Origin of the sequence: Leifsonia shinshuensis, from assembly GCF_031456835.1 — a bacterium.
Lineage (GTDB): Bacteria > Actinomycetota > Actinomycetes > Actinomycetales > Microbacteriaceae > Leifsonia > Leifsonia shinshuensis_C.
On the sequence record NZ_JAVDVK010000001.1, the window covers coordinates 2,248,607 to 2,274,616 of the forward strand.

Sequence of the window (26,010 nt, forward strand, 5' to 3'; positions counted from 1 at the left end):
TCTCTCCGTCGGCGTGCACCGCCGAAGGTCGATGAATTCGGGAACCACCGCACCCGTCGTGGACACTTCATAGATGTGAGGGGTATCCGAATCGACGAGCCGGACGTGCTCGAACGCGTGAACGCCGGTGATCCGGATGCGTTCGGGGCACTGTTCGACCTGCACCACGACCGCGTGTTCCGCCAGGCCATCCGGCTGACGGCGTCGATCCACGACGCGGAGGACGTGACAGCCGTCGTGTTCCTGGAGGCGTGGCGCCGACGGGATGCGATGCGGGTCGTGAACGGCTCGGTCATCGGCTGGCTGCTGGTGATGACGAACTTCGTCTTCCGCAATTACGCCCGATCGTCGCGCCGCTACCGCGACGGACTGCGACAGCTCCCGCCTCCCGAGCACGCCCCCGACCATTCGGACGCCGTCGACGACCGCATCGACAGGGATGCGCGCCGGGCGGCACTGCGCACGGCGCTCGCGACGCTGCCGAGACGCGACCAGGACATCCTGACGCTCTGCGTACTCGAAGAACTCAGCACGGCCGAGGCCGCGGACGCGCTGGGAGTGGCGCCCGGAACGGTCAAGTCGCGGCTGTCCCGGGCGAAGAGCCGACTGGCGGCCCTGCTCGACGATCAGGCCGCACTGCAGACGAACGGAGGAGCGCGATGAGCACCGAGCCCACCTTCGACCCGCGCCGCAAGGCGGCGATCCGCGATCTCGTCGTGGCGAACGCCGCGGCCCATCCGGGACGTGCCGGGGGACGCAAGCGCACCGCGCTCGTCGCCTCGCTCGTGGTGATCGCGCTGACCATCTCGGGCGGCACCGTCGCGTACGCGCTCGGCACCGGACTGCTCGACCCGGCGCCGGTCGCCGCACCGACCCCGTCGCCGACGCCGACGCCGACGGCCACGCCGACGCCGACATCCACGCCGACACCAACGGCTGAGCTCCCTGTTCCCGCCGGTAGCGATCAAGCGATCAATGCATGTACCGTGCTCGGGCGGATGTTCCAGGTGGATGGCGCTTCCGAGGCCGAGACCAAAGCCAACGCTCAAGCGCGTGGGGCGGTCGTGGTCGCCGACGCGACAGCAGCGCGGAACGCGGACCCGCAATGGAACGAGCTCGCGGACGCGGTGACTGCGGCCCAGGCGCGACTGATCGAGTACCTGGATGAAAACACCCCCGAAGGAATCCACGCGTTGGAGACCGCCGCTGCGCAAGCGCGGGACGAGTGCGCGCCGCTGGGTGTGACGGTCGTTCTCGAGCAGGGCTGAACCGGTCTGCCGAACGAGCGCGGTGGGCGGGCGGATCTACGCGCAAGGCAATGCCCCGCCTGACGCCCGGTAGACTGGACCCCATCCCCCGCCTGCCCCGCCCAGCCAGGAGTGCCCGCGTGACCGACACCGCAACCGCCCACGTCGTCGACACCGTCGCGAACGCGATCGAGACCCCGGAGCGGGAGCAGCCGTTCGCGGCTCTCGGGCTCAAGGAGGACGAGTACGCGCGCATCCGCGAGATCCTCGGCCGCCGCCCCACCAGCGGCGAGCTGGCGATGTACTCGGTGATGTGGTCGGAGCACTGCTCCTACAAGTCGTCCAAGATCTACCTGCGGCAGTTCGGCCAGAAGGTCACCCCGGCCATGAAGAAGAACCTCATGGTCGGCATGGGCGAGAACGCCGGCGTGGTGGATGTCGGCGAGGGCTGGGCGGTCACCTTCAAGGTGGAGTCGCACAACCACCCCTCCTACATCGAGCCGTTCCAGGGCGCCGCGACCGGCGTCGGCGGCATCGTGCGCGACATCATCTCGATGGGCGCGCGCCCCGTCGCGGTCATGGACCAGCTGCGGTTCGGCGCGATCGACAGCCCGGACACCGCCCGCGTCGTGCACGGCGTCGTGTCGGGCATCTCGTTCTACGGCAACTGCCTGGGCCTGCCCAACATCGGCGGCGAGACCTACTTCGACCCGGTGTACCAGGGAAACCCCCTCGTCAACGCGCTCTCCGTCGGCGTGCTCCGCCACGAGGACCTGCACCTGGCCAACGCCTCCGGCGCCGGCAACAAGGTCGTCCTCTTCGGTGCGCGCACCGGCGGCGACGGGATCGGCGGAGCGAGCATCCTCGCCTCCGACACGTTCTCCGCAGGCGGCCCGACCAAGCGCCCGGCCGTCCAGGTCGGCGACCCGTTCGCCGAGAAGGTGCTCATCGAGTGCTGCCTGGAGCTGTTCCGCGACAAGCTCGTGGAGGGCATCCAGGACCTCGGCGCCGCCGGCATCTCGTGCGCGACCAGCGAGCTCGCCTCCAACGGCGACGGCGGGATGTTCATCGAGCTGGACAAGGTGCTGCTGCGCGACCCGAGCCTCACGGCCGAGGAGATCCTCATGTCGGAGAGCCAGGAGCGCATGATGGCCGTCGTGAAGCCGGAACTGCTCGACGCGTTCCTCGCCGTGACCGCCAAGTGGGATGTCGAGACCAGCGTGCTGGGCGAGGTCACCGAGACCGGCCGCCTCGTCATCAACTGGAAGGGCGAGGAGATCGTCAACGTCGACCCGCGAACCGTCGCGGTCGACGGCCCGGTCTACGAGCGACCCGTCGCCTACCCGACCTGGATCGACGCCCTGCAGGACGACACCGCCTCGGCGCTCCCCCGCCCGACCACCGGCGACGAGCTCCGCGAGCAGACGCTGGCGCTCCTCGGCAGCGCGAACCTGGCCGACAAGGGCTGGATCACCGACCAGTACGACTACTTCGTCGGCGGCAACACCGCGCTCGCCTTCCCGGACGACGCGGGCATGATCCGCGTCGACGAGGAGTCCGGCCTCGGCTTCGCCATCGCGACCGACGCCAACGGACGCTACTGCCAGCTGGACCCGAAGCAGGGCGCCAAGCTGGCGCTCGCGGAGGCGTACCGCAACGTCGCCGCGTCTGGCGCGGTACCGGTCGCGGTCACCGACTGCCTCAACTTCGGCAGCCCGGAGAACCCCGAGGTCATGTGGCAGTTCTCGCAGGCCGTCGAGGGCCTTTCGGACGCGTGCCTGGAGCTCGAGATCCCGGTCACCGGCGGCAATGTCTCGTTCTACAACCAGACCGGCGACACCCCGATCTTCCCGACCCCGGTCGTCGGCGTGCTCGGCGTCATCGACGACGTGGCCCGTCGCATCCCCGCCGGCTGGCAGGACGAGGGCGAGAACATCTACCTGCTCGGCACCACCCGCGAGGAGCTCGACGGCTCGGCGTGGGCGGGCACCATCCACGGCCACCTCGGCGGACGTCCGCCCGCGGTCGACCTGGATGCGGAGCGCTCGCTCGCCGAGGCTTTGCACGCGGCCTCGCTCGAGGGTCTCGTCTCGTCCGCACACGACCTCGCCGACGGCGGCCTCGCCCAGGCCCTCGCCGAGAGCGTCATGCGCTTCGGCGTGGGAGCGCGGGTCTGGCTCACCGAGATCCAGGAGCGCGACGGTGTGGATGCGGCGACCGCCCTGTTCTCGGAGTCGACCGCCCGCGTGATCGTCACCGTCCCGCGCGAGGACGACGTGAAGTTCCGCGGCCTGTGCGAGGGACGCGGCATCCCCGCCCTCCGCATCGGCGTCACGGACGCCGAGGTCGGCGCCCAGCCGGTGCTCGAGGTGCAGGACGTCTTCACGATCGGCCTCGAGGAGCTGCACGGCGTGCACCGCTCGACGCTTCCGGAGCACTTCGGTCCGACCGTCGCCTGACGGGCGCGGGCGCGACCGCGATACCGACGTCGCTTCGGCGTGTCGAGCGCCGAGGCTGATGAGGCGTCGCCGCCGCATGCCGCTACGGTGAGGGCATGACGAGAGCGCGGCGCGTGGTGACTTGGATCGCCGGCGTCGCGCTCCTCGGATCCGCAGTATTCGCCGCTCTGCGAGCGACGCCGTGGCCCGCGGCGCTCATCATCCGCCGCGTGTTCACGAAGGGCGCCGCCGAGACGGTGGCCGAGATGGAGCCGTTCGTGCCGGACGGGGTGACCGCTCGCACCCGCGTGGCGTACGCGTCCGGATCGCGCGACACCACCTTCGACATCTTCCGCCCGGCGGCGGCCGAGGGACCGTTGCCCACCGTGGTCTGGATCCACGGTGGCGCTTGGCTGTCCGGCGTGGCCGCGGACGTGACGCCGTACCTCCGCATCCTCGCCGCCGAGGGGTTCACGGCGGTCGCGCCCGACTACACGATCGCGCCCGAGGCGGTCTACCCCACGGCGCTCCGGCAGCTCAACTCCGCGCTCGCCCACCTCGTCGACAACGCGGCGGAACTCGGCATCGACCCCGCCCGCATCATCCTGGCCGGAGACTCCGCGGGAGCACAGCTCGCCAGTCAGCTCGCCGCGATCACCAGCGACCCGGCGTACGCGCGGCAGGTGGGCATCCGGCCGGCCCTCGAACCGTCGCACCTGGCCGGGGTCGTCCTGTTCTGCGGCGTCTACGACCTGCAGGCGCTCGCCGACCTGACCGGCCTCCTCGGCTGGGGATTCAAGACCGCGATGTGGGCCTACAGCGGAACGAAGGACTGGTCGGACTCGGCAGCCGGCCGGACGATGTCGACGATCCGCGCGGTCACCGGCGACTTTCCGCCCACCTTCATCTCCGGAGGAAACGGCGACGGGCTCACGGCGTCGCAGTCGCTGCCGATGGCGGCCGCCCTGCGGGCAGCCGGCGTGGACGTGACCGAGCTCTTCTGGCCGGTCGACCACGAGCCGTCCCTGCCCCACGAGTACCAGTTCCACCTGCGATTCGACGAGGCGCAGGAGGCGCTGACCGCCCTCGTCGACTTCCTCCACGGGCTTGCCGTCACTCAGGACGACGCAGCCTCCTGAGCCTCGAGAGCCGGCGGCGCAGCGCCCTCGGCGACCCGCTTCGTCTTGTCCCATCCGCGCTTGCCCGTGATGATCCGCCACAAGGCGCCCCACGCGCAGGCGAACGCCAGGTAGTTCATCACCAGGAACGAGTGCCCGAGGACGAGAGCCGAGATCAGCGAGTGCCGCCGATCGCGACGGAGGAAGACGACGACCGAGAGGATCGTGGGACCGAACGCCAGAACGTAACCGACTGCCAGTCCGATGCACAGGCTGAGGATGCCGTCGACGTAGGCGAAGATCGCATCCAGGCGCAGCAACGTCTGCACGATGTTCCAATGCCACAGCAGCGACCACGGGAGATCGAACAGCCACGGAACAAGCAGGTAAGCGCTCAGTTCGAGCGCACGGACATTCGTGAGCCGCGGATTCGACCAGATCTCGCCGAGGCGCTTGGTCGTCATCATGTGACCCTGGTACCAGCGCCGCCGCTGGACGAACAGTCGGCGGAGTTCGGTCACCCCCTGCTGGTCGACGGATGCCGTCGGAACGGTCTCGAGCGCCCAGCCCTGCTGGGCCAGGGTGATGGCCAGATCGAGGTCTTCCGTCAGGGAGCTCGACCACGGTTTGGCTCCGATGCCGTCGAGTGCGGTGAATCGGGTGACCTGCCCGTTCCCTCCGAGGCTCACGGTGCCCGTCTTGCGGCGGCCGTACTGTGCGAGCGCCGCCAGCGACCAGAACTGGAAGTCTTGGAAGCGGGTCAGGAAGTTGGTCTCCCGGTTCCGGATGCGCACGGCGACCTGCAGGCCGCCCACCTCCGGATCTTCGAAGACGGGGAGGATCTCGCGGAACGCCCCGTCGGAGAGCCGCCCGTCCGCATCCATCACCACGATCAGCACGCGGGACGGATCCTGCCCCCGCTCGGCGACGAGCTTCCGCACCAGCTGAAACGCGTCGTTGAGGGCCTCGCCTTTGCCCTGTCGCGCGTGAGGGGCAGTACGCCGGTGGACGATGGTGCTGGAGTCGCCGGCATCCTCGGCGATGGCCGCCGTGCGATCGTCGGAGCCGTCGTCGATGACGATGGTGGTGTTCCGCCGACCGCCGTTGAGCGCGGCGACCGTCGCGCCGATCACCGCTTCCTCATTCAGGCACGGGACCAGCACATACGTGTCGAACGTCGCCGGCTCATCGACGAAGGGCCGGCCGTAGGTGGCGTCCCCCTGCACACCGACAGTGAGCCTGCGTCGCCGGAGCTCGTGAAAGCCGGCGAAGGTGACCCAGAGGAAGTAGACCAGCGAGAGGGTGATCACCAGCGCCGCGAGGACGTTGATGACCATCATGATGGCGGTCACAGCCTCAAAACCTCCGCCGCCGGTGATCCATCCCTCATCAGTCCGCGTCCCCGGCGACCTCCTGGCGGCGCTTCAGCAGGTAGGTGCGCAGGGTCATCAGCCCGCCGATGACGATCGCCGCCGCGGCGAGCGAGTATCCCAGCCAGCCGACGCTGGATCCTGTCATCGCGAGGGCCTGCGTACCAGCCGCTCCCACGCCGACGACGACGCCCGTTGAGTTGTACATGTGTGCTCCATACCTTCGAGTCGGAAAAGTCCCGGGAACCCTGCACGCTCACCTCTGGAACGGAAACGGCGGATGTCCCTCGGACTTAGAGACGAAGTAATGCCCGCTTTCTGACGCGGGCTCGCCTGATGCGTCCGATTCCCAGACAGACCCCAGGTTCCGGCGCGCCCGACGGCCGAGAGTGCGGCCTAGCGGGTCGCCGCCTCCTGCGCCGCGAGCTCGGCCTGCCGCCGCGTGAACAGCCGCACCCGTTGCTGCGTGAGCAGGATGCCCGCGAGCACGACCACCGCGCCGACCGGCTCGTTCCACGTCAGGTGCTCGCCGAGCACGAGGATGCCGAGCGCGACTCCGACGACCGGCGTCACGTAGGTGACGCCCGACGTGGTGGTGGGTCCCCAGGCGCGGAGGACGTTCATGTTCCAGATGTAGACGACGCCCGTCCCGAGCGCGCCGAGCGCGAGAAGCGACAGCAGCACCGGCCAGCTGAACGCGATCGGATGCCAGGCGACGATCGGCGTCAGCAGGATCATGATCACCGCGGCCAACCCGATGTTGAGGAGGGCGCTCGTGGTCGCGGAGATCGCGCGCGGGCTGATGAAGCGGCGGATGTAGCCGAAGCTGAAGCCGTAGCAGGTGACCGCGCCGAGGCAGGCGAGCTGGCCCCAGAGGCTGCCGGCGAGCGCATCCACCGCCCACGGTCCGACGACGATGACCACGCCCAGGATGCCGATGAGCACGCCCAGCACCTGGTCGCGGTTCAGCTTCTCGACCCGGAACGCGGCCGTGACCAGGATCGCGGTGGTGATGGGCGTGACCGCGTTGTAGATGCTCGCCAGGCTCGACGACACGTACTGCTCCGCCCACGCGAACAGGAGGAACGGGATGACGCAGTACGTGATGGCGACGACGGTGAAGTGCAGCCAGATGATCGGCTCACGCGGGAGACGGGCGCGCATCACGAGCGCGATGATGCCGAGGGTGATCGCTCCGAAGACCAGGCGCGCCCAGGCGACCTGCCCGAAGCTCACGCCCGTGAGAGCGACCTTCATGAACAGGAAGCTGGCGCCCCAGACGAGCCCCATCGCGGCGAACTGCAGAGCGACCTTCACCCCTCGACGCTAGCGGGTGCCGCCGACCCTCCGCGCGCGGAAATGGGACACGAATGGATGAGATCCGGCCATCCGCGGAGCCTCGCCGAGCCGCCTCCCAGCGGCCATCATGGAGGCGGGAATACTTCCCGCGCCTCCACGTTGTATGCATTTGCATAGAACAGCAAGACCGAAAAGAGGAGCCAGCCATGCAGTACGGAATCTTCTCCGTCAGCGACATCACCCGCGACCCCGTGTCCGGGCAGACGCCGAGCGAGGCGGAGCGCATCGACGCGATCGTGAAGATCGCGAAGCACGCGGAGGAGGTCGGGCTGGACGTCTTCGCCATCGGCGAGCACCACAACCCGCCGTTCTTCTCCTCGTCCCCCACCACGCTGCTGGCCCACATCGCCGCGCTCACCGAGCGCCTCACGGTCACCACGTCCACCACGCTGATCACCACGAACGACCCGGTGCGCATCGCCGAGGAGTACGCGATGCTGCAGCACCTCTCCAAGGGCCGCATGGACCTGATGGTCGGGCGCGGCAACACCGGCCCGGTGTACCCGTGGTTCGGCCAGGACATCCGCCAGAGCCTCCCGCTCGCGCTGGAGAACTACAACCTCCTGCACCGGCTGTGGCGTGAGGACGTCGTGGACTGGGAGGGACGCTTCCGCACACCGCTGCAGGGCTTCACCTCCACGCCGCGCCCGCTCGACGACGTGCCGCCCTTCGTCTGGCACGCCAGCATCCGCACCCCGGAGATCGCCGAGCAGGCCGCCTTCTACGGCAACGGCTTCTTCGCCAACAACATCTTCTGGCCCAAGGAGCACTTCCAGCGCCTGATCGCCTTCTACCGCGAGCGCTTCGAGCACTACGGCCACGGCACCGCCAAGCAGGCGATCGTCGGCCTCGGCGGCCAGGCGTTCATCGCGAAGAACTCGCAGGACGCGAAGAACCAGTTCCGTCCGTACTTCAACGAGGCGCCGGTGTACGGCAACGGCCCCACGATGGAGGAGTTCACGGACGCGACCCCGCTGACCGTCGGCAGCCCCCAGGAGGTCATCGACAAGACGCTGACCTTCCGTGAGTGGGCCGGCGACTACCAGCGCCAGCTGTTCCTGATGGACCACGCGGGCCTGCCGCTCAAGACGGTGCTCGAGCAGCTCGACCTGCTCGGCGAGCACGTCATCCCCGTGCTCCGCAAGGAGACCGAGGCCCGCAAGGACCCGGAGACGCCCGACGCCCCGACGCACGAGTCGCTCATCAAGGCCAAGTACGGCGACGCCGACCCGCGCCAGCCGCGGCCGAACGCCAACCGCGGGGACAACGTCACCGGCGCGTCCCCCTACCAGGACACCGAGGAGCAGTTCCAGGCCAGCTACCCGTCGCTCTGACGGCGGCCGTGAGAACAGCGCACCTGAGAGAAGGAAGATCATGACCACATCCCCGCGACCGTTCCGCGTCGTCGTGGTGAACGCGGGCGTCAGCGACCCGTCGTCCACCAAGATGCTCGCCGACCGGCTCGCCCTGCGGGTCGAGGCCGCCGCCCAGCGCGACGGCCGCACCGTGGAGACGCTCAACCTCGACCTGCGCGAGGTGCTGCCCGAGCTCGGCGCAGCCCTGGCCTCCGGTCACCTCGGGCCGAAGTTCACCAAGGCGATCGAGGCGCTCAAGTCGGCGGACGGCATCATCGCGACCGCGCCGGTCTACAAGGCCGGTCCGAGCGGGCTGTTCACCTCCTTCTTCCAGGTGCTCGACAACGACCTGCTGATCGCGAAGCCCGTCGTGCTCGGCGCGACCGCCGGCACGGCCCGGCACGCGCTCGTGGTCGACGGCGAGATGCGCTCCCTGTTCGCCTTCCTCCGCACGATGACCGCGCCGACCTCGGTGTTCGCGTCGACCGAGGACTGGCAGGACAAGTCGCTCGGCAAGCGGATCGACCGCGCGGCCCGCGAGCTGGTCGTGCTGATGGAGTCGGAGGTCGAGTCCAAGATCACCGACACGTCGTGGGACAGCTACCAGCACGAGTTCGGCTCGGCCGGAGGGAACGAGCTCGGCATCGACCTCGGCTCCGACCTGATGCGCCTCGCCGCGGGCGGGACCCTTCCCGGCGCCCGGCGATAACCGCGGACAGCCTTCCGTCCGCGAACAGGCCCCGGCATCGCCGGGGCCTGTTGCCGTCTCGGGACCGGAGCGGCCGCGGTAGGGTGCAGGGTAGAACAGGGAGGTCTTGGGGTTGGACGTTCTCAGCGTGCTGCAGTGGATCGGCGTCGTCGTCTGCCTGATCCTCGCGCTCTCCGGGCTCATCCCGGTGGTCGCGGCCGCGGCGACGTTCGTGGTCATCCCGTTCCACGCGTGGATCAACCACTACAAGAAGGCCGCACCGTACCTCCCGCGGGTCGCCATCGTCGTCCCGGCCTGGAACGAGGGCGCGGTGATCGGCGCATCCATCGACCGGCTGATGAAGCTGGACTACCCGCTGGAGGCGCTCCGCATCTATGTCGTCGACGACGCGAGCACCGACGACACCCCGGATGTCGTGCGCGACCGCGCATCCCGCTACCCGGGCAACGTCCACCTGCTGCGCCGCGAACAGGGCGGCCAGGGCAAGGCGCACACCCTCAACCACGGCATCGCCAAGGTGCTCGAGGACGACTGGATGGAAGCGCTCCTCATCATGGACGCCGACGTCATCTACACGCCCACCTCGCTGCGCCGCATGACCCGTCACCTCGCGGACCCGGAGGTCGGCGCGGTGTCGGCGTACATCCACGAGGGCAGCGAGGACCGCAACTGGCTGACCAAGTTCATCAGCACCGAGTACGTGCTCTCGCAGCCGGCCGCGCGCCGGGCGCAGAACGTGCTCGGCGCGCAGGCCTGCCTCGCGGGCGGCGCGCAGCTGCACACACGTGAGAACCTGCTCGCCATCGGCGGCCGGATCGACACCTCCACCCTCGCCGAGGACACCATCACCACGTTCGAGACGCAGCTGCAGGGCCGGAAGGTCGTCTTCGAGCCGCACGCGCACGTGCTCGCGGAGGAGCCGCGCGCCATCGACGGGCTCTGGAAGCAGCGGCTGCGCTGGGCGCGCGGCAACGTGTCCGTGACCGCCCGCTACGCGAAGGTCTGGTTCCGCCCGACCCGCCGTCACCACCTCGGCGGCATCAGCTTCGGGATCGTCTGGTTCTCGCTCTGGCTGCTGCCGCTGATCATGATCCTGTCGTCGATCGGGCTGGCCGGGCTACTGTTCCTCTCGAACGAGGTGGCGACCGGGGTGTTCCGCGTCCTGTGGATCTCGGCGGCCCTTGCGTACCTCTTCGTGCTGATCCTGGGCTCGCAGACCGACGGGGCGACGACCAAGCGCGAACTGGGTCACGTGCTGTTGTTCCCCGGGATCATCAACATGCTGGTGATGGTCACGGCGCTGTTCCCGCCCGTGATGCTGGTCTGGCTGCCCGGGCTCTTCGGCGTCACGCTCGACGGACCGGCCCTGTTCGCCATCACGCTGGCCATCTACATCTGGATCCCGTTCTCGATGGTGGTGGCGTGGCTGGCGCGCAAGGCCGAGAAGACGCGTGCGGGCCGCTGGCTGTCCCCCGCCCTGATCTACCTCGCGGGCTACGGCTCGCTGCTCTGCGCGATCACCTTCGACTCCTACCTGAAGGAGCTCGCGGGCACCGAGGCGCGCTGGGACAAGACCGAGAAGGTCGGCCGCGTCGCCACCGGCTGAACTCTCGTACCGCGGGACCACATCCCGAGGATGACGCCGGCCCCCGGAGATGCCTCCACCGGACGATGTCCGCCCGCGGCCCCGCCGCCAGGCTGAGGGCATGAACACAGCACCATCCCCCGACTCCGCACCTGCCTCCGCACCCGCCCTCGTCGCGACCGGCCTCGTCAAGAGCTACGGTCCCTCCACCGCCCTCGCCGGGGTGGATGTCCGCGTCGCCGCCGGCGAGTCCGTCGCCATCATGGGCGCGTCCGGCTCGGGCAAGACGACGCTGCTGCACTGCCTGGCCGGGATCGTCCGTCCGGACAGCGGAGCCGTGGTCCTCACCACCGGCTCCGGCCGGTTCGACGTCACCGGGATGGACGAGACCGGCAGGTCGCGCCTCCGACGGGAGGAGTTCGGTTTCGTCTTCCAGCAGGGACTTCTGCTGCCGGAGCTGACCGCAGTCGAGAACGTGGCGCTTCCCCTCATGCTGACCGGATCCGATCGCCGCTCGGCCGAATCGACGGCGGCCGGCTGGCTGGCCGACCTCGGCCTCGCCGGTCTCGAGTCGCGCCGCATCGGCGAGCTCTCCGGCGGCCAGGCGCAGCGCGTGGCGATCGCCCGCGCGCAGACCACCGGCGCGTCGGTCGTGTTCGCGGACGAACCGACCGGAGCACTCGACTCGGTGACCTCCGCGGAGGTGATGGATGCGCTCATCCGCTCCACCACGGGACGGGGGCGGTCGCTGGTGGTCGTCACCCACGACGAGTCCGTCGCCGCGCGCTGCGCGCGCACCGTGCGCCTCGCGGACGGGCGGATCGTGGACGGGGTGAGCGCGCGATGACCACCCTCCGTCTCGCCTGGCTGTTCGCCCGGCGCAGCGGCTCCGACCGGTCGACGGTCGCGCTGCCGCTGACCGCCTTCGCCGTCGTCACCGCCCTCCTGATCATCGTCGCCGGAGGGGCGCAGGCCTTCTTCTCGTGGACCGACGACCGCGCGGGGCTCTACCAGGTGCTGGCCGTCGTCGCGCTATCGCTGCTGGTGGCGCCGCTCCTCGCGCTCGGTGGCTCGGCGGCCCGGCTGTCGGCACGCCGACGCGACGACCGGCTCGCCGGTCTGCGGCTGCTCGGGGCCACCCCCCGGATGGTGAAGAGCCTGGCCGTCATCGAGTCGGCCGGCCTCGCCCTGGCGGGTGCCGTCCTGGGCGTGGTGCTCGCCGTCGCCGCCTCGCCGCTGGTGGCGATCATCCCCTTCCGCGGCGCGCCGCTCGGCCCGTCGTCGCTGCTCGCTCCGGTCGGCATTCTGGCGATGGTCGCGGGCGTGGTCGTGCTCTCGGCCGTCAGCGCCGTCGTCGGGCTTCGTCGTGTCGTGCTCTCACCGCTGGGCATCCGCACCCGGCAGCAGGCTCCGCGCATCCATTGGGTCAGGGCGATCGCCACGGTGCTGGCCCTGGCCGCGATCGTCGGGCTGATGGCGCTGGTCCAGGTCGTGCCCGACCTCGGCGTGGTGCTGGTCGTGCTCACCATCGCCTTCGCGGGCAGCCTCACCGTCTCGCACCTCGTCGGCCCGTGGCTGCTGCGGGTGCTCGCCTCCCGGCAGGCGCGGCGGGCGACGACCGCGCGCCGCCTGCTCGCCGCCCGCAGCATCCTGGAATCGCCCAAGGCGGCCTGGCGCCAGGTCTCCGGTGTGACCATGACGAGCTTCGTCGCCGTCGTTGCCGGCGTCGGCCTGGCGGTCATGGATGCGGCAGGCGGGTCGGCGGACGCCGAGACCCGCCAGCTCGTCGCCGACCTCCGCACGGGCGTGATCATCACCCTGATCGTCTCCTTCCTCATGGTCGCGTGCTCGGTCGGCGTCAACCAGGCCGCGGCGATCCTCGACCGGCGCGACCTCTACGTCAGCCTGGACCGGATCGGGATGCCCGTCGCCGAGATGAACGCCGCCCGCAGCCGCGCCGTGCTGTGGCCGCTGCGGATCACGTCGATCGGTTCCGCCGTGACCGCCGCCGTCGTCCTCTTCCCGCTGACCGGTCTGAGCCTGCTCCTGTCGCCGTTCACGCTCGCGACGATCGCGGGCTGTCTCGCGGCGGGCATCGGCCTGGTCTGGGGCGCGCTGCGCGCGACGCGGCCGGTGCTCTCCCGGGTGCTTGCGGAGCCGTCACCGAGCCTGTGACCGGTCCGCCGGTCCAGTAGGGTCGAGGCATGGGAGAGAACCGGGAGCGCGAGATGGAGGATGCGCTGGCGCAGCTGCACAGCATCCGTCAGAGCATCGACAACATCGACGCGGCGGTCATCCACATGCTCGCGGAGCGGTTCAAGTTCACCCAGCAGGTGGGCGCGCTGAAGGCCGAGCACGGACTGCCCCCGGCCGACCCGGAGCGCGAGAAGGAGCAGATCCAGCGGCTGCGCGCGCTGGCGGAGGAGAGCCACCTCGACCCCGCGTTCGCGGAGAAGTTCCTGACCTTCATCGTCGCCGAGGTCATCCACCACCACGAGCGCATCGCCGGCGAGAACGGTCGCTGAGCCGGTGGGCTGGGATGCGGCGTCCCTGCCGGACGCGAGCGGCCGCACGGTCGTCATCACCGGCGCGAACGCGGGCGTGGGCTACTTCACCGCCGAGCAGCTCGCGCGCGCCGGAGCGCACGTCGTGCTGGCCTGCCGCGACCCCGAGCGCGCGGAGGCCGCGGTCTCGGCGATCCGCCGCAGGGTCACCCGCGCGAGCGTGGAGGCGATGCCGCTCGACGTGACCGATCGCCGTTCCATCGACGCAGCCGCGGAGGCGATCCTCGAGCACGGCACAGTGGATGCGCTGGTCCTGAACGCAGGGATCGTGCACCCTCCCCGGTCTCGGCGGACCGATGACGAGGGCAACGAGCTCGTGCTCTCCACGAACGTCCTCGGCCACTTCCGGCTGGTGGCGCGCGCCCTGCCCGCGCTCACCTCCGCTCCGGACGCGCGCGTCGTGACCCTCGGCTCGCTGGCCAGCCGTCTCGGCCGCCTCCGCCTCGACGACCTGCAGCTGGAACGGTCGTACACGTCGTGGCGGGCGTACGCGGGGTCGAAGATCGCCGCTCAGGCCTTCGGCTTCGAATTGGACCGGCGATTCCGCGCCTCGGCGACGCCGGTGCGAAGCATCGTGGTGCACCCCGGGTACTCGACCTCGGGTCGCACGCCGGGCATCCGCGGGGTCAATCAGCCGACACGGCTGAAGCGCTTCGCCGACAACCTCCAGGCGGCCTGGACGCAGGGCAAGGACGACGGCGCCCACGTGCCGGTCCGGGCCGTGCTCGACGCGGACATCGAGGGCGGCGACTACCTCGGCCCAGCGCTCTGGACCAAGGGCGCCCCGGTCCACGCACCCGCCACCCGGGCGTCGCGGTCGCCGCGGCTCGGAGCGCGCCTGTGGCCGCTGCTCGAGCAGGCCTCCGGCCAGCCGTTCGCCCTGCTCTGAGACTCTCGTCGCATTCCCGTCACGACACGACCGCGCCGCCGTCTTAACAAGCACAGCCCGCGGATCGACCGCGGGCGACCGGCGACGGAGGACTGCGCGTGATCACACTGGATCGATTGTCGAAACGCTACGGGGATCGGCGCGCGGTGGACGACGTCTCGGCGACGATCCAGGCGGGTGCGGTCACCGGCTTCCTCGGTCCGAACGGCGCGGGCAAGTCGACGACGATGCGCATGATCATGGGCTTCGACCGGCCGGATGCCGGCTCGGCACTCGTCGAGGGACGCCGCTACGCCGACCTGGACGCGCCTTTGCGCACGGTCGGCGCCCTGCTCGACGCGAAGGCGGCCCACCCCGGGCGCAGCGCCCGGAATCACCTGATCGCCCTCGCCGCGACGAACCGCATCCCACGTCGCCGCGTCGACGAGGTCATCGGGATGACAGGCCTCGAATCGGTCGCCGACAAGCGCGTCGGCGGCTACTCGCTGGGCATGGGTCAGCGGCTGGGCATCGCGACCGCCATGCTCGGTGATCCGGGCGTCCTCATCCTCGACGAGCCGGTGAACGGACTCGACCCCGAGGGGGTCCGCTGGGTGCGGGAGTTCACCCGGCAGCTCGCGCGCGAGGGCCGCACCGTGCTGCTCTCGTCGCACCTGATGAGCGAGATGGCGCAGACGGCCGACCACGTGATCGTGCTCGGCCGCGGCCGGGTGCTGGCGGATGCGCCGATCAGCGAGATCGTCGGCTCGGCTTCCGGTGACCACGTCCGGGTGCGCAGCCCACGCGTCGGCGCGCTGACGGCCGCGATCCAGTCCCCGGATGTGACGGTGACACCCGTCGGCGACGACACGGTGGAGGTGCGCGGTGTCGGAGCACAGGTGATCGGCGACGCCGCCGCGTCGGCGGGCATCCCGGTGCACGAGCTGACCCCGGTCCGTGCATCCCTCGAGGAGGCGTACCTGGATCTGACGAAGGACGCCGTCGAGTACCGGACGGAGGTCGCACGATGAGCGGCAGTGTCGCGGCACCTGAACGGGAGCGCACCCGACCGCGCGGCGGCGGAGTCAGCTTCGGCGGCATCCTGTCGTCGGAGTGGGTCAAGCTGCGATCGCTGCGGTCGACGTGGTGGGTCGCCAGCAGCCTCGTCGTCCTGGGCGTGGCGATCAGCGCACTCCTGGCGTTCTCCCTCGGCGGCGACGTCCTCGACGACCCGCGGAATCACGACGGCACGAGCACCGTCGCCCTCCCGGTCGGCATCGCCCTCGCCTTCCTCCAGCTGATCGTCGTGGTGCTCGGTGTGATCTCGATCACCTCGGAGTTCGGGACCGGCATGATCCGCTCCTCGTTCGCCGCTGTCCCCGGCCGGATCTCCCTGCTCGGAGGCAAGGCCATCATCGTCGGCTCGGCGTCGTTCGTTCTCGGCGCCGTGACGGCTGTGCTCTCGTGGGCGGCCTCGTACGCGATCCTGGTGGCGCGCGGCGCGTCGATCGCGTTCCCCGACCTCTCCGTCCCGCTCTGGTCGATCCTCGGCACGGCCGGGTGCCTGGCTCTGACCGCGGTCTTCGGGCTCGCCGTCGGCGCGATCGTCCGGTCCACCGCCGTCGCGATCTCCATCTGCGTCGGGGTGCTCTTGGTGCTGACCATCGTGGTCCAGATCGTCATCGGGGTCACCCAGGCCGAGTGGCTGGCCCACGCGCAGGACTACCTGCTGAGCAACGCGGCGACAGGTGTCGTCATACCCCGAGCCGAAGGCGCGATGGCCCCGTGGCAGAGCCTCCTCATCGTGGTCGGCTGGGCGGTCGTGCCGCTCGTCGCCGGGCTGGTGCTGGTGCGTCGGCGCGACGTTTGACCCGCTAGGCGCGCCGGTCGCCCGGCGCGCCTACGCGGCGACGACGATGGAGAGCAGCCGGTGGTCGGCCGGCACCTTGGCGCGGAGGGCATCGCGGGCAGCGTCATAGTCCGCGCCCTCCGCCTCGAGCTCCTGGACCGCCGACTCGCGGATGACGGCGGTCGCGATGACCCGCCCGCCTCGCGGCATGGCGTTGTGCACCTGGAGGAGGTCGAATCCGCCGGGCACCTGCGCTTCGATCAGCGCGCGGGCCGACTCCGCATCGTCCGCCTCGGCGGTGAGTTCGCTCGTCAGACTGGTCTGGATGAGTCCCCGCACCTTCATGCTCCAACGGTATCGGACGGCCGGACCTGCCGCGGCCGCCCCGCGGCCGATACGGTGAAGGGATGGACTACCGCACCCAGCCCATCGATCCCACCTCCGAACGTGACCTCTCCGCGGGCGGCCTGCGCCTCGCGCTGGTCGACACGACCGATGCGGCCGCCTTCGACGGTTGGATCCGCGCCGACTTCCGGGGCTTCCACAGCGGGCGCCCCAAGGAGGAGGTGCTGGAGGAGGCGCGCGGCTACCTCGGCGGCCGCCGCACCACCGGCGTGTACGACGACGCGATCCCGACGCGGGAACCGGTCGGCACGGTCAACTCGTGGGTCGCGCCGCTCACCGTCCCGGGCGGCGCCCGCGTCGACGCCTGGGCGATCAGCTCCGTCACCGTGGCGCCGACGCACCGGCGCCGCGGCATCGCCCGCGCCCTGCTCGGCGGCGAGCTGCGCACCGCGCACGCGCTCGGGGTTCCGCTCGCCATCCTCACCGTGTCCGAGTCGGTGATCTACGGACGCTGGGGCTTCGGTCCCGCGACGTACGCGACGGCCTGGACGGTCGACACGAAGCGCGTCCGCTGGGCGGGCGCCGAGACCACCGGGCGCCTGTCGTTCACCGATCCCGAGGAGTACCGGGACACCGCCGAGCGGGTGCTCGACCGCGTGATGGCGGGCCGGCACGGCGAGATCGGCCTGGAGACCTACCTGGCCCACCGCCTGACCGGACCGCTGAAGGGCAACACCGAAGCGGACCAGTACCGCCTGGTGCGCTACGACTCGCCGTCCGGCGAGCCGGAGGGGTTCGTGTCGTACACGGTCAAGGGCGACGACGACTTCACGCGCCACACGGTGGACGTCAGCTACCTGGCGGCGGCCACCGACGAGGCGCTCACCGCCCTGTGGCGCTACCTGCTGGAGCTCGACCTGGTGGCCAGCGTGAAGGTCTGGACGCGCGGCGTCGACGAGCCGCTGCCCGCGCTGGTCTCCGACATCCGCGGCGCCCAGGTCACCGCGGTCGAGGACCACCTGTGGGTGCGCATCCTCGACGTCCCGGCGGCGCTGCAGGCGCGGACATACGAGGGCGACGGCTCGATCGTGCTCGAGGTGGCCGACGACCTCGGCATGGCCGGCGGCCGCTACCGCCTGACGGTGACGGACGGCCGCGCCGAGGTCGCCACCACCGAGGACGACGCGGACGTGACCCTGCCCGTGGCCTCGCTGGGCAGCGTGTACCTCGGCCACGACACGGCCCGGGCGCTCGCGCTGGCCGGCCGCATCCAGGGCGACGCCGAGGCGCTCGATCGGCTGTTCCGCACGGCGGTGCCCCCGCGCCTCAGCACCTGGTTCTGAGGCCGGAGCGGCCCGAGCGCGTCCGCCTCAGTCGATCAGGTCGTGGCGCACCACGATCTGATCGCGGGCCGGGCCGACGCCGATCGCGGAGATGCGGGCGCCGGACATGCGCTCGAGGGCGAGCACGTAGTCCTGTGCGTTCTTCGGCAGGTCCTCGAAGGTGCGGGCGCCGCTGATGTCCTCGGTCCAGCCGGGGAACTCCTCGTAGATCGGCGTCGCGTGGTGGAAGTCGCTCTGCGAGGCCGGGACCTCGTCGTGGCGCGCGCCGTCCACGTATCAGCAAGGTGACACCACCCACGTGAACGCTCCCTCAGCCTCATTCGCTCCAAGTACTTAGATCGCCTATGTCCTCGAGGATCGACCTCGCCATGGGATCTCCATGGTCGACGGCTCGCTGGAGCCACTTGCGGGCGGGGTCTTCCTCGCCTTCCCGGAGCAGTTCGATTCCAAGATTTGTCATGGCGTAGGCGTCGCCCAATCGGGACGCTTGCTCATAGAGCACTTTCCCTTCCGCGGCCCTGCCGTGGTCGCACAGGTAGTTCGCAAGCGGCACCATGCTCTCGACCTCTCCGCGATCCACGCCGTAGCGAAGCACGATAAGAGCTTCGTCGCTGCGCTTGCGGTTCAGGAGGAGCATCGCCAGGCTGGCACGTGCCCGCGGGTCTGCATCAACAGCCTGTCGAAGCAGCGGTTCCGCTTCGACGTATCGGCCCTCCTCCTCGAGAAGGATTCCGAGTTCCCCAGCTACATGCTGCTTCAAGGACGGAGCACTTTGCACGCTTCTCAGCAGCCCGATGGCACGGCGCCTCTGGCCCTCCTCAGCCAGATCCAGCGCTCGATTGAACACCGCCTGCGGATTACCTCGAGCGATCAACGACTCATAGAGAGAAGTAGCGTCGGCGTCCCCTCGTTCGGCCAGCACCACGGCGAGATTGACTGCGGCCTCTTCATCACCAGCCTGATTCCACGCGGATCTGTAAGCAATTTCAGCTTCGCGATCGCGGTGAAGGGCCCTGAAGCTGTTCCCGATGTTGAGGCCCACCCACGTCGCCCCGAGGCGCTCGGCCTCTCGGAAACGTGCAATCGCCTCCTCATGAGAGCCCGCGGCCGCAAGAGCGTTGCCGTCATCCACCAAAGCTTGTGCCGTGCGATCGTCGTCATTCATTTTCGCCTCTTGTTCGGGTTTACGATTCGCTTGCCGCCACCGTGACTCTGCGCCTTCGTATGCTTATCCCGCTTGCTCTTTGCCTTACTTGTATCGTGTCCCTTACGCTCCGCGTTCTTGGCGGGAGCGCGCTTCTTGTGGGACATCTCCATTGTCCCGCTGCTGCGGTTCGCCTGCTTGACGGCAAGTGAGGTGAGATAGACAGCGCCGACGACCACGACCGCGGCGAGAAGTGCCCAACCGACCGGATTCCACGACATCGTTGCTCCCGCCGCCACCAAGGGGAGCAGGAATGCGAACTGCCCGTTGAGGTCGAACTCGTTGATGGGGTCGTCGGGGTAGACGTAGTCGTTGGGCGTCCCTCCCTCAACGGGGTCGGTGGAGAGGAACCGTCCCAGGGCGGGAACATAGACCCGCGCACCCATTTCGATGAAGGGTGTGCCGGTGCCATGCTCGTAGATCTTCTGGTGCTGGCCGACCCACGCGTTTGACGTGATCGGACTGGACGTATTGTCGGGAGCGGCATTTCCGGATGACACCGTGCCGATTCGTCCGGTGATCGGGTCGAGGGGTTGGCCGTACGGGTCGTAGAGGTACGTGCCTCCCGTCCTCTCGCCTGCGGCTCCCGCTGTGGCGACGACATCCGAGTGCAGGTTCGGGTACGACCACACCGGGTCGCCGTCCACGGGGCGAGTCAGCACGACTCCGCCCGCCAGGGCGAGGGTCGTCCTGCGAAGAACCTTACGGTCGTTCAGTTCGGCCACGGGTGCGTCGCCGGTTCCGGCGTAGACATACCAGGTCACATCGGAGGCGCCGGAGGAGGACGTGGTGGTGCGACTGATGATGCGGTCGAGCGCGTCTCGGGCGTAGCTGACTCTCGAACCGTCATCTGATGTGGTCGAGATGTGACGATCCGTGGCATCGAAGGCGAGGGTCTGACCAGCCAGCCGGGTGGTGTTTCCATGAGCGTCGTAGGCCAGCGACGCGGCTGGGCCGACCAAGGTCAGCGGTGTCCCGTTCGCCGGGTCCGGGTCAGCGGGAGCGCCTGCGGTGAGTGTCCCCGTGAGACGGTCGGCGTTGTCATAGCAGTACGCGATCGTCCAGGCCGGCCCGCCGTCGAAGGAGTCACTCATCGTGGTGCGATTGCTATTCGCGCCTGCGGCGGGGTCGGCGCCACAGCCGCCGGAGACGCTGAAGCCGTAGTCCAATTCGTGCCGAGGTATCGAGGCGTGCACTAGCCGGCCTGCTGGGTCGAAGCGGTATGAGAAGTCGAAGGCAGCTTCCCCGTCGTTGATGGTGTCGTGAATCACTCGACCTGATTGCGAGCGCACAACGGTGTCGGTAAGAGTCGAGCCGTCGGCGAAGGTGATGCTGCCTGCAACGACCCGGCCGGCTGCGTCTCGTGCGTTCGCGATCGCTGTGCCATTCCCCGCGGACCCGGGTCCGGACGGGTAGGACACCGATACCGGCTCTCCGTGGTCGTACTGGATGTGAGCGATCACTGCGTCATCGACGGTGATAGTGAGCGGTTTGCCGTCGAGATCGTACGAATACGAGGTTGTCGTGCCTCCACCCTTCGGGTACTGGGTCTCGCTGCGGTCCACGAATCCGGCGATCGAATAGGTCGTCTTCGTGGTCGATCCGCTGGCATCTGTGTAGGAGATTGTTCGACCCAGCATGTCGGTTTGAGTGGTGATGCGGCCCTCCGCATCCTCCACCCACGTCGTGAGGGGATCTCCGCCCACAGCACCGGTTTTTGTGTAGCTGGTGGAAACGGTGCGCGCTTTCGCGGCGCCCAACGCTGGAATGCTCCTCTTGGTTTCCCGTCCGCGTCCGTCGTAGGTTGTGCAGGTCCAGTCGGCGTCACCGGTCTGGCGTGTTCCGACCACGCGGCCCATGAGGTCGTAGGCTGTGTCGGTCGTGATCATGACGCCGCTGGAGTTGGCGGGGTCGGTGTGCCGGGCGAGCATTCCATATTGCGGTGTGGAACCAGGGAGCCCGCAGACCCCGGATCCCCACATCATCTGCAGCGTCTGCGCGTCTCCGTAGTAAGAGTTTGTGGTGGCGGAGTTAGCGGGGAGATTGCGGGCGACAGCACCGGGGAGCGCTGTGAACTGTTCGCGGAGGTAGCCGGATCCTTCTGGCTCGTAACCGTGCATGGTCGTCAAGTTGAGTCCCGAGGGGTCCGACGTCTCTGTGACCGGCATCCCATACCAGGGGGTGTTGCCGTAGCCAGTGCTGGTGCGCAGTCCCGTCACCTGGTCGGCAGTTGCCCTTGGCGCGCCAGCAGGAACGCTGTCGTCCGTCACCGTGGATGTCACCAGACCGTAGTCAGGCGTGAGCAGCGTGCCGGGGACCAGAGTGCGGGTGCTGCCTCCGGGCGCGATCCAGTAAAGGTTGAACACGGCCACTCCGGTGATCTGCCAATACTGGGCTCGGATACGCACGCTCTGCCCGGCAGCGACGGTCACCACGCCGTCGGGACTCCAGTGGGGGGCGCCGGGCGACGGGTCCGACATTGTGAGGATGTCGTCCAGCCATAGTTGGGTTCCGTCGTCGGCGTAGGTGGAGAGCTTGTACGTTCCAGCCGTCGGGAAGGTAATCACGCCTGTCATACGTGCAGACCAGTTGATGCCCGGGACGCCGGTCGCTGGTGAGTTGCTGGCCCAGTCTTTGGACATTGTTCCATCGCTCGGTCCGATCCCGAGGGAGTACGCCTTCGGTTTGCCCGCGAAGGAGGGGTTGTCGAAGTACTGCACGTTGAGGCCGTGGAGATCCTCGTCGTACCCCGTGTGGGAGTGAGCGGGAGTGACCGGACACGCCCCCTCCGGCATACCGCTAGCGGCGAAGCATGACTGCGGAGCCGGGCCGTAGGTGTCGGTGAGCCGGTGGCGCACGTCGTACAGCCGGGTTGATGTCCGACCCTGCGGGTCGGTGAGCGAGATCGCCTGGTCGAAGACGTTCCATTCGGAGCGGCCCGTGAGACCTGACGCCGAACTGTCGGTGACCTGCTGCAGCGCGTCGTTGTAGGTGACGGTGCGTGCGTGACCGTTCGAGGCACCGTCGGTGGGGACGGTGATGCCCTTCACGTCCACTGTGGTGCTGTGGTCGCCGTAGTTGTAGGTCTTGGCTGCCTGGGTGCCGCTGGTGACACCGTCTGGGGCGGGGAGGGTGACGGATGTGACGCGCCCATCGCCGTCGTATCCGACCGTGGTTGCGGTCGTGGGCGAGGTCGCCAGCATCGCTCGCGCGGGGTCCGCAATCATCCATTCGTTGGCCAGCGCGTCACGAATCGTGGTCAGCCGGCCGGCCTTGTCGTAGGCAAACGTGGTCAGCTCAGGACCGGGGTCGAGGATGCCGGCGAGCTGACCGTTGTCGTTGTAGAGGATCTCGGTGTTGTCCCACCAGCCGGCGACGTGCCCGGGGTAGATGATGCGGCAGATCATTCCGGGCGGTGCCGCGGCGTACCCGGAGCGGACCGCCGCACCCGACAGGTCGGAATCGGCAGCGGAGAGGCCGACCGATGCCGCCGAGTCCCCGGTGTACGCGAACCGCACCTCGCGGCCATATCCGCCACCGCTCGCCGACAGCGGGTCGCTGATCCGGTCCAGCTGCGCGGTGCCCGCCCTCCAGGACGGGATCGGGGAGGACGGTTTGCGGGTGTCCTCGATGGCCGAGATGGACTTCACCACCCCGGTCGCGTCGAACACGTAGGCGGTGCCCGCCTCATCGGTGAGTGTGAAATTCCCTGACTTGTCGAGCGCGAGAACGCCGCTCTCGCCCGGCGGTGCCGCGTAGCCGTTCGCCGCGCCCAGGCCCGCCGCATTCGCAGTCTTCGTATAAGTGTGGGCCCCGCCCGCGGAATCGGTGAGAATGACAGCCGACTCCGTGATCTGCGCGCGCAGGTAGCTGTCGACGCCGGTGAGCGCGGTCGAAGAAGCCCATCCACCGGGAAGCACGGGGGCACTCGTGCTGAACCAGTCCGGCGGGACGACATACTCGCGCCCATCGATGTCGCGCACCCACAGTTCGATCCGAGAAGCGCCCGTACCCTCGAAATACTCGACGGTGATGGGCGTCGCGCCCGCCTTCAGTGCAGAAGCCGGCATCCAGTCGATGTGGTCCGCTTTGGACGCGGACCACAGGTCTGCGATCAGTTTGCCGTCGAGCTTGAGGCGAGCTCCGTCATCGCGGGTGAACCCGAAGGTGTAGTTCCCTGGCTTCGGCGGATTGATGAAACCGGTCCACTGGACGGTGTAGTAGTCGCTGGGGATCGCTGGCCCTGGCGAATCGAGTCCCCAGTTGAAGGATACCGACGCGTCCGTCCGCACCAGCTGAGGAGTGCGACCACCGAAAGTGAAGGCAGCGTTCCCACCGGGAGCTGGAGTCACGTCGAAGTAGCGCGCAGTGAGCCCCCGGTTGGACTGCTGCTGTGAGTTGTACGTGAACGACAGCCCCATTTCACCGCCGAGGGTGCGGACGGTCGGCGACGAGAAGGATAGGTGCGCGTTGCCGTTGGCGAGGTTGACGGTCAGCGGGCCTGCCGTGTCGGTGGGAGCTGGCCCGGATTCGCCGATACGGAGGTTGACGGTGAACGCCTTGGCCCAGAAAGGGAGATAGGTGGTGGCGCCGTCCTTGATCGAGACACCCCAGCGGTATCGGCCGCCGTCCTGCAACGTCCCGGCGGGAGGCGTCCATGTCGTGCGCGTCGTCCAGCCGGACGAGACGACCTGACCGGTGACGGCGTCAGCTCCCGTGGCGACCTGGAACTGGTACTGCGTTGCACCCGACTGCGACGAGACGGGGTCGATCGCGAAGGTGGGTGTCACAGTGGTGACGATCTGGTCGGCCGTCGGGGCCGCCGTGGCCGCATTGGGCGTGGGAGGAGGAATGGTGCTGAATCGCCAAGTGGCGCTTTCCCGCAGCGTGGAGGTGCCCAGCCAACCGTCGTAACCGTCCTTAACCTGTACCTTCCAGTAGTAGGTCTTGTTGCCCTGCAGAGCCGTCTGTGGCACCTTGACGCTGGGCTGGCTCGTCCAGCCGGAAGCCCAAGCCGTGCCGACGGACGGGTTCGGGTTCTCGGAGACGAGGAACTGGTAGATCAAACCCGTCGCACCCGGGTCCGTGGAGCCCGCAATGGCAAGGGTGGGGTTCACCGAGGAGGACCCGCCATTGGCCGGCGAGGGTGCCGTCAAGGTGCCCGCTGTGGGAAAGTCCTTGTACGTGATGTACATGGAAGTCTCGAGCCGCTTATAGGAGTAGATCCCGCCGCGGTCGTCTCCAGCGACCATCAGGTAGTTCCCGGCGGAACGCGCGTTCACCCAGGACGCGACGCGCTGCTCGAGGCCGCCGTCCTGGGCGAAGCCGTCTGCAGCGACAGGGAATGACGAGAGATGGTCGCCCACCCCGTAGTAGGAGAACGCCGTGGCATAGTGCACCCCACCCGGATACGCGTTGGTCGTTCCTTCGCCATTCACGACGCCGTAGATGAAGGCATCCGTGATCTGCTTGCCGAAGAAGGCCTCGTAGTTGTAGTGAGTGATCGTCCGCCAGAACGTGTCTCCATTCGCGCGCGCGTTCCCCACCAACGTCCCCGTGTTCGTACGGGTGGCGCCGTCCGAACGGAAGGCGTGCACATCCTGGTTGTCCGACCATACGGACGGGTCCACGTAAACCGGATAGGCGCGCTTTGCGTCGTTCAACCACGAGCGATCAGCATCGAGAGTGAGCCGCCACGTCTTCCCGGTGCGCTTGACGGCGACATCGACAGGGTGATCATCCGGCTCTTTGACCCCGGCCTTCCCGGAGGAGTCCCACATGCGCGGCGCTGGCGTCACGAACACCACGTCGTCTGACTCATCGCAGTATTCGATGTCACCCGTGCGCGGGTTCTTGCTGAGCGTGAGACCCGGCGCATCCACCGTCCAGCTCCACGACGCCTTGCCTTTCACACCCGGTCGCGCCTTCAGTTTGAGCGTCTCTTTGACGCCCGCGTTCTCGACCGCGTACTCAGCGTCGGTGTCGTCTAGAACATCCCCGTAGACGACGTTGGATCGGTCGGCTTTCGACGCGAACGGGTTCAGATTGCGAACGAGCCGCGAATTGCGCGAACCCTGAAGGGTGAACCGTACCGTGTGACCGTCTTTGGTCACCGTCAGCGCGTCATCCGCGTCCGCGAACTCCGAGAACGTCGGATGCAGGGGATGGTCGTCCACCACCCCACCGCCCAACCCGACCATGGACAACGAACCACTACCGTCGACCTCGGTCCGCACCGGTACGAAGTCTCCGCGGCCATCCTTGACGTTCAGCGGATCCGTCGAGATCTGCTGCGTCTTGGTTCCGTCCGGGTTCTTCCAGGTCGTCGAGAACTCGTCGCGTCGATCGACAGTGGCGCCCTCCTCGGGACCCTGCGAGGTGCGCTTCTTGTGCGCGGGCGGGGTCGGAAGCGTCGCCTCCTCCCCGTCGGGGACAGGTTCCGGCCGAGGCGCGGACTCGAAGTCGCCGCTCGACGCCGATCCTTCGGGGGTGTCGAGAGGCTCCGACGCCTGCTGCGGCAGGGCGAGGATGTTCCGGGCAGCTGATTCCGGCTCTGCCGCCGCGGCAGGTTGGAGGTCGGAGGCGACCAGGGCGGTGGCTGCCACGATGCCGAGGGCCGCTGGGAGAAGACGCAAGTGCTTGAACACTCGCAGGAG

General features: G+C 68.9%; 20 protein-coding genes and 1 pseudogene. 14 read left to right on the plus strand and 7 right to left on the minus strand.

What is annotated here, in order from left to right; translation table 11 throughout:
• The first annotated feature begins 75 nt into the window (after positions 1–75).
• The 4 genes from J2W45_RS10980 (at position 76) to J2W45_RS10995 (ending at position 4,824) form a co-directional block, all read left to right on the plus strand.
• Complete coding sequence (locus tag J2W45_RS10980) at positions 76–663, plus strand: RNA polymerase sigma factor (protein WP_310131739.1); 588 nt, start codon at positions 76–78, stop codon at positions 661–663.
• A complete protein-coding gene (locus J2W45_RS10985; protein ID WP_310131740.1) occupies positions 660–1,268 on the plus strand; it encodes a hypothetical protein in 609 nt (202 codons plus the stop codon). The genes J2W45_RS10980 and J2W45_RS10985 overlap by 4 nt, the downstream gene beginning before the upstream one ends.
• A gap of 119 nt (positions 1,269–1,387) precedes the next feature.
• Positions 1,388–3,706 (plus strand): phosphoribosylformylglycinamidine synthase subunit PurL, encoded by a 2,319-nt coding sequence (purL, locus tag J2W45_RS10990; RefSeq protein ID WP_310131742.1) that lies wholly within the window; start codon positions 1,388–1,390, stop codon positions 3,704–3,706.
• 95 nt (positions 3,707–3,801) lie between these two features.
• Positions 3,802–4,824, plus strand: a complete 1,023-nt coding sequence (locus tag J2W45_RS10995; RefSeq protein WP_310131744.1) for an alpha/beta hydrolase — start codon at positions 3,802–3,804, stop codon at positions 4,822–4,824.
• Here J2W45_RS10995 and J2W45_RS11000 read toward each other — a convergent pair.
• The 3 genes from J2W45_RS11000 to J2W45_RS11010 form a co-directional block, all read right to left on the minus strand.
• The gene (locus tag J2W45_RS11000) at positions 4,803–6,155 is read right to left on the minus strand and encodes a glycosyltransferase family 2 protein (protein WP_310131746.1); all 1,353 of its coding nucleotides are present in this window, start codon (positions 6,153–6,155) and stop codon (positions 4,803–4,805) included. The two genes, J2W45_RS10995 and J2W45_RS11000, sit on opposite strands and share 22 nt — an antisense overlap.
• 37 nt (positions 6,156–6,192) lie before the next feature.
• On the minus strand, positions 6,193–6,381 hold the full coding sequence (locus J2W45_RS11005; RefSeq protein ID WP_310131748.1) for a hypothetical protein: 189 nt from the start codon (positions 6,379–6,381) through the stop codon (positions 6,193–6,195).
• Positions 6,382–6,569: 188 nt separating this feature from the next.
• Complete coding sequence (locus tag J2W45_RS11010; protein WP_310131752.1) at positions 6,570–7,490, minus strand: DMT family transporter; 921 nt, start codon at positions 7,488–7,490, stop codon at positions 6,570–6,572.
• A 188-nt stretch (positions 7,491–7,678) separates the two neighbouring features.
• Here J2W45_RS11010 and J2W45_RS11015 point away from each other — a divergent pair, with 188 nt between their 5' ends.
• The 9 genes from J2W45_RS11015 (at position 7,679) to J2W45_RS11055 (ending at position 16,483) form a co-directional block, all read left to right on the plus strand.
• Complete coding sequence (locus tag J2W45_RS11015; protein WP_310131754.1) at positions 7,679–8,866, plus strand: LLM class flavin-dependent oxidoreductase; 1,188 nt, start codon at positions 7,679–7,681, stop codon at positions 8,864–8,866.
• Between the two features lie 40 nt (positions 8,867–8,906).
• Positions 8,907–9,596 (plus strand): CE1759 family FMN reductase, encoded by a 690-nt coding sequence (locus tag J2W45_RS11020; RefSeq protein WP_310131756.1) that lies wholly within the window; start codon positions 8,907–8,909, stop codon positions 9,594–9,596.
• A 127-nt stretch (positions 9,597–9,723) separates the two neighbouring features.
• Positions 9,724–11,202 carry a glycosyltransferase gene (locus J2W45_RS11025; RefSeq protein ID WP_310135009.1) on the plus strand — a complete coding sequence of 493 codons (1,479 nt, stop codon included), beginning with the start codon at positions 9,724–9,726 and terminating at the stop codon, positions 11,200–11,202.
• Positions 11,203–11,302: 100 nt separating this feature from the next.
• Positions 11,303–12,028: an ABC transporter ATP-binding protein gene (locus J2W45_RS11030; RefSeq protein ID WP_310131759.1), complete on the plus strand. Its 726-nt coding sequence runs from the start codon at positions 11,303–11,305 to the stop codon at positions 12,026–12,028.
• Positions 12,025–13,356 carry an FtsX-like permease family protein gene (locus J2W45_RS11035; RefSeq protein ID WP_310131761.1) on the plus strand — a complete coding sequence of 444 codons (1,332 nt, stop codon included), beginning with the start codon at positions 12,025–12,027 and terminating at the stop codon, positions 13,354–13,356. The genes J2W45_RS11030 and J2W45_RS11035 overlap by 4 nt, the downstream gene beginning before the upstream one ends.
• A 29-nt stretch (positions 13,357–13,385) precedes the next feature.
• Complete coding sequence (locus tag J2W45_RS11040) at positions 13,386–13,706, plus strand: chorismate mutase (RefSeq protein WP_310131764.1); 321 nt, start codon at positions 13,386–13,388, stop codon at positions 13,704–13,706.
• Positions 13,707–13,710: 4 nt separating this feature from the next.
• Positions 13,711–14,634 (plus strand): SDR family NAD(P)-dependent oxidoreductase, encoded by a 924-nt coding sequence (locus J2W45_RS11045; protein ID WP_310131767.1) that lies wholly within the window; start codon positions 13,711–13,713, stop codon positions 14,632–14,634.
• A gap of 98 nt (positions 14,635–14,732) precedes the next feature.
• Positions 14,733–15,644, plus strand: coding sequence for an ATP-binding cassette domain-containing protein (locus tag J2W45_RS11050; protein WP_310131769.1), 912 nt, complete (start codon positions 14,733–14,735; stop codon positions 15,642–15,644).
• Positions 15,641–16,483 (plus strand): ABC transporter permease subunit, encoded by an 843-nt coding sequence (locus J2W45_RS11055; RefSeq protein ID WP_310131771.1) that lies wholly within the window; start codon positions 15,641–15,643, stop codon positions 16,481–16,483. The genes J2W45_RS11050 and J2W45_RS11055 overlap by 4 nt, the downstream gene beginning before the upstream one ends.
• Before the next feature lie 30 nt (positions 16,484–16,513).
• On the opposite strand, the gene J2W45_RS11060 is transcribed toward J2W45_RS11055, so the two are convergent.
• Positions 16,514–16,807, minus strand: coding sequence for a hypothetical protein (locus tag J2W45_RS11060; RefSeq protein WP_310131774.1), 294 nt, complete (start codon positions 16,805–16,807; stop codon positions 16,514–16,516).
• Between the two features lie 62 nt (positions 16,808–16,869).
• Here J2W45_RS11060 and J2W45_RS11065 point away from each other — a divergent pair, with 62 nt between their 5' ends.
• Positions 16,870–18,150: a GNAT family N-acetyltransferase gene (locus tag J2W45_RS11065; protein ID WP_310131775.1), complete on the plus strand. Its 1,281-nt coding sequence runs from the start codon at positions 16,870–16,872 to the stop codon at positions 18,148–18,150.
• A 27-nt stretch (positions 18,151–18,177) separates the two neighbouring features.
• Here the strand turns inward: J2W45_RS11065 and J2W45_RS11070 are convergent.
• The 3 genes and pseudogenes from J2W45_RS11070 to J2W45_RS11080 all read right to left on the minus strand — a co-directional run.
• Positions 18,178–18,423 (minus strand): annotated as a pseudogene (locus tag J2W45_RS11070) (adenylosuccinate synthetase); the annotation flags it as partial.
• 43 nt (positions 18,424–18,466) lie between these two features.
• A complete protein-coding gene (locus J2W45_RS11075; protein ID WP_310131776.1) occupies positions 18,467–19,315 on the minus strand; it encodes a tetratricopeptide repeat protein in 849 nt (282 codons plus the stop codon).
• Positions 19,312–26,001, minus strand: a complete 6,690-nt coding sequence (locus J2W45_RS11080) for a PA14 domain-containing protein (protein WP_310131779.1) — start codon at positions 25,999–26,001, stop codon at positions 19,312–19,314. The genes J2W45_RS11075 and J2W45_RS11080 overlap by 4 nt, the downstream gene beginning before the upstream one ends.
• Positions 26,002–26,010 lie beyond the last annotated feature (9 nt).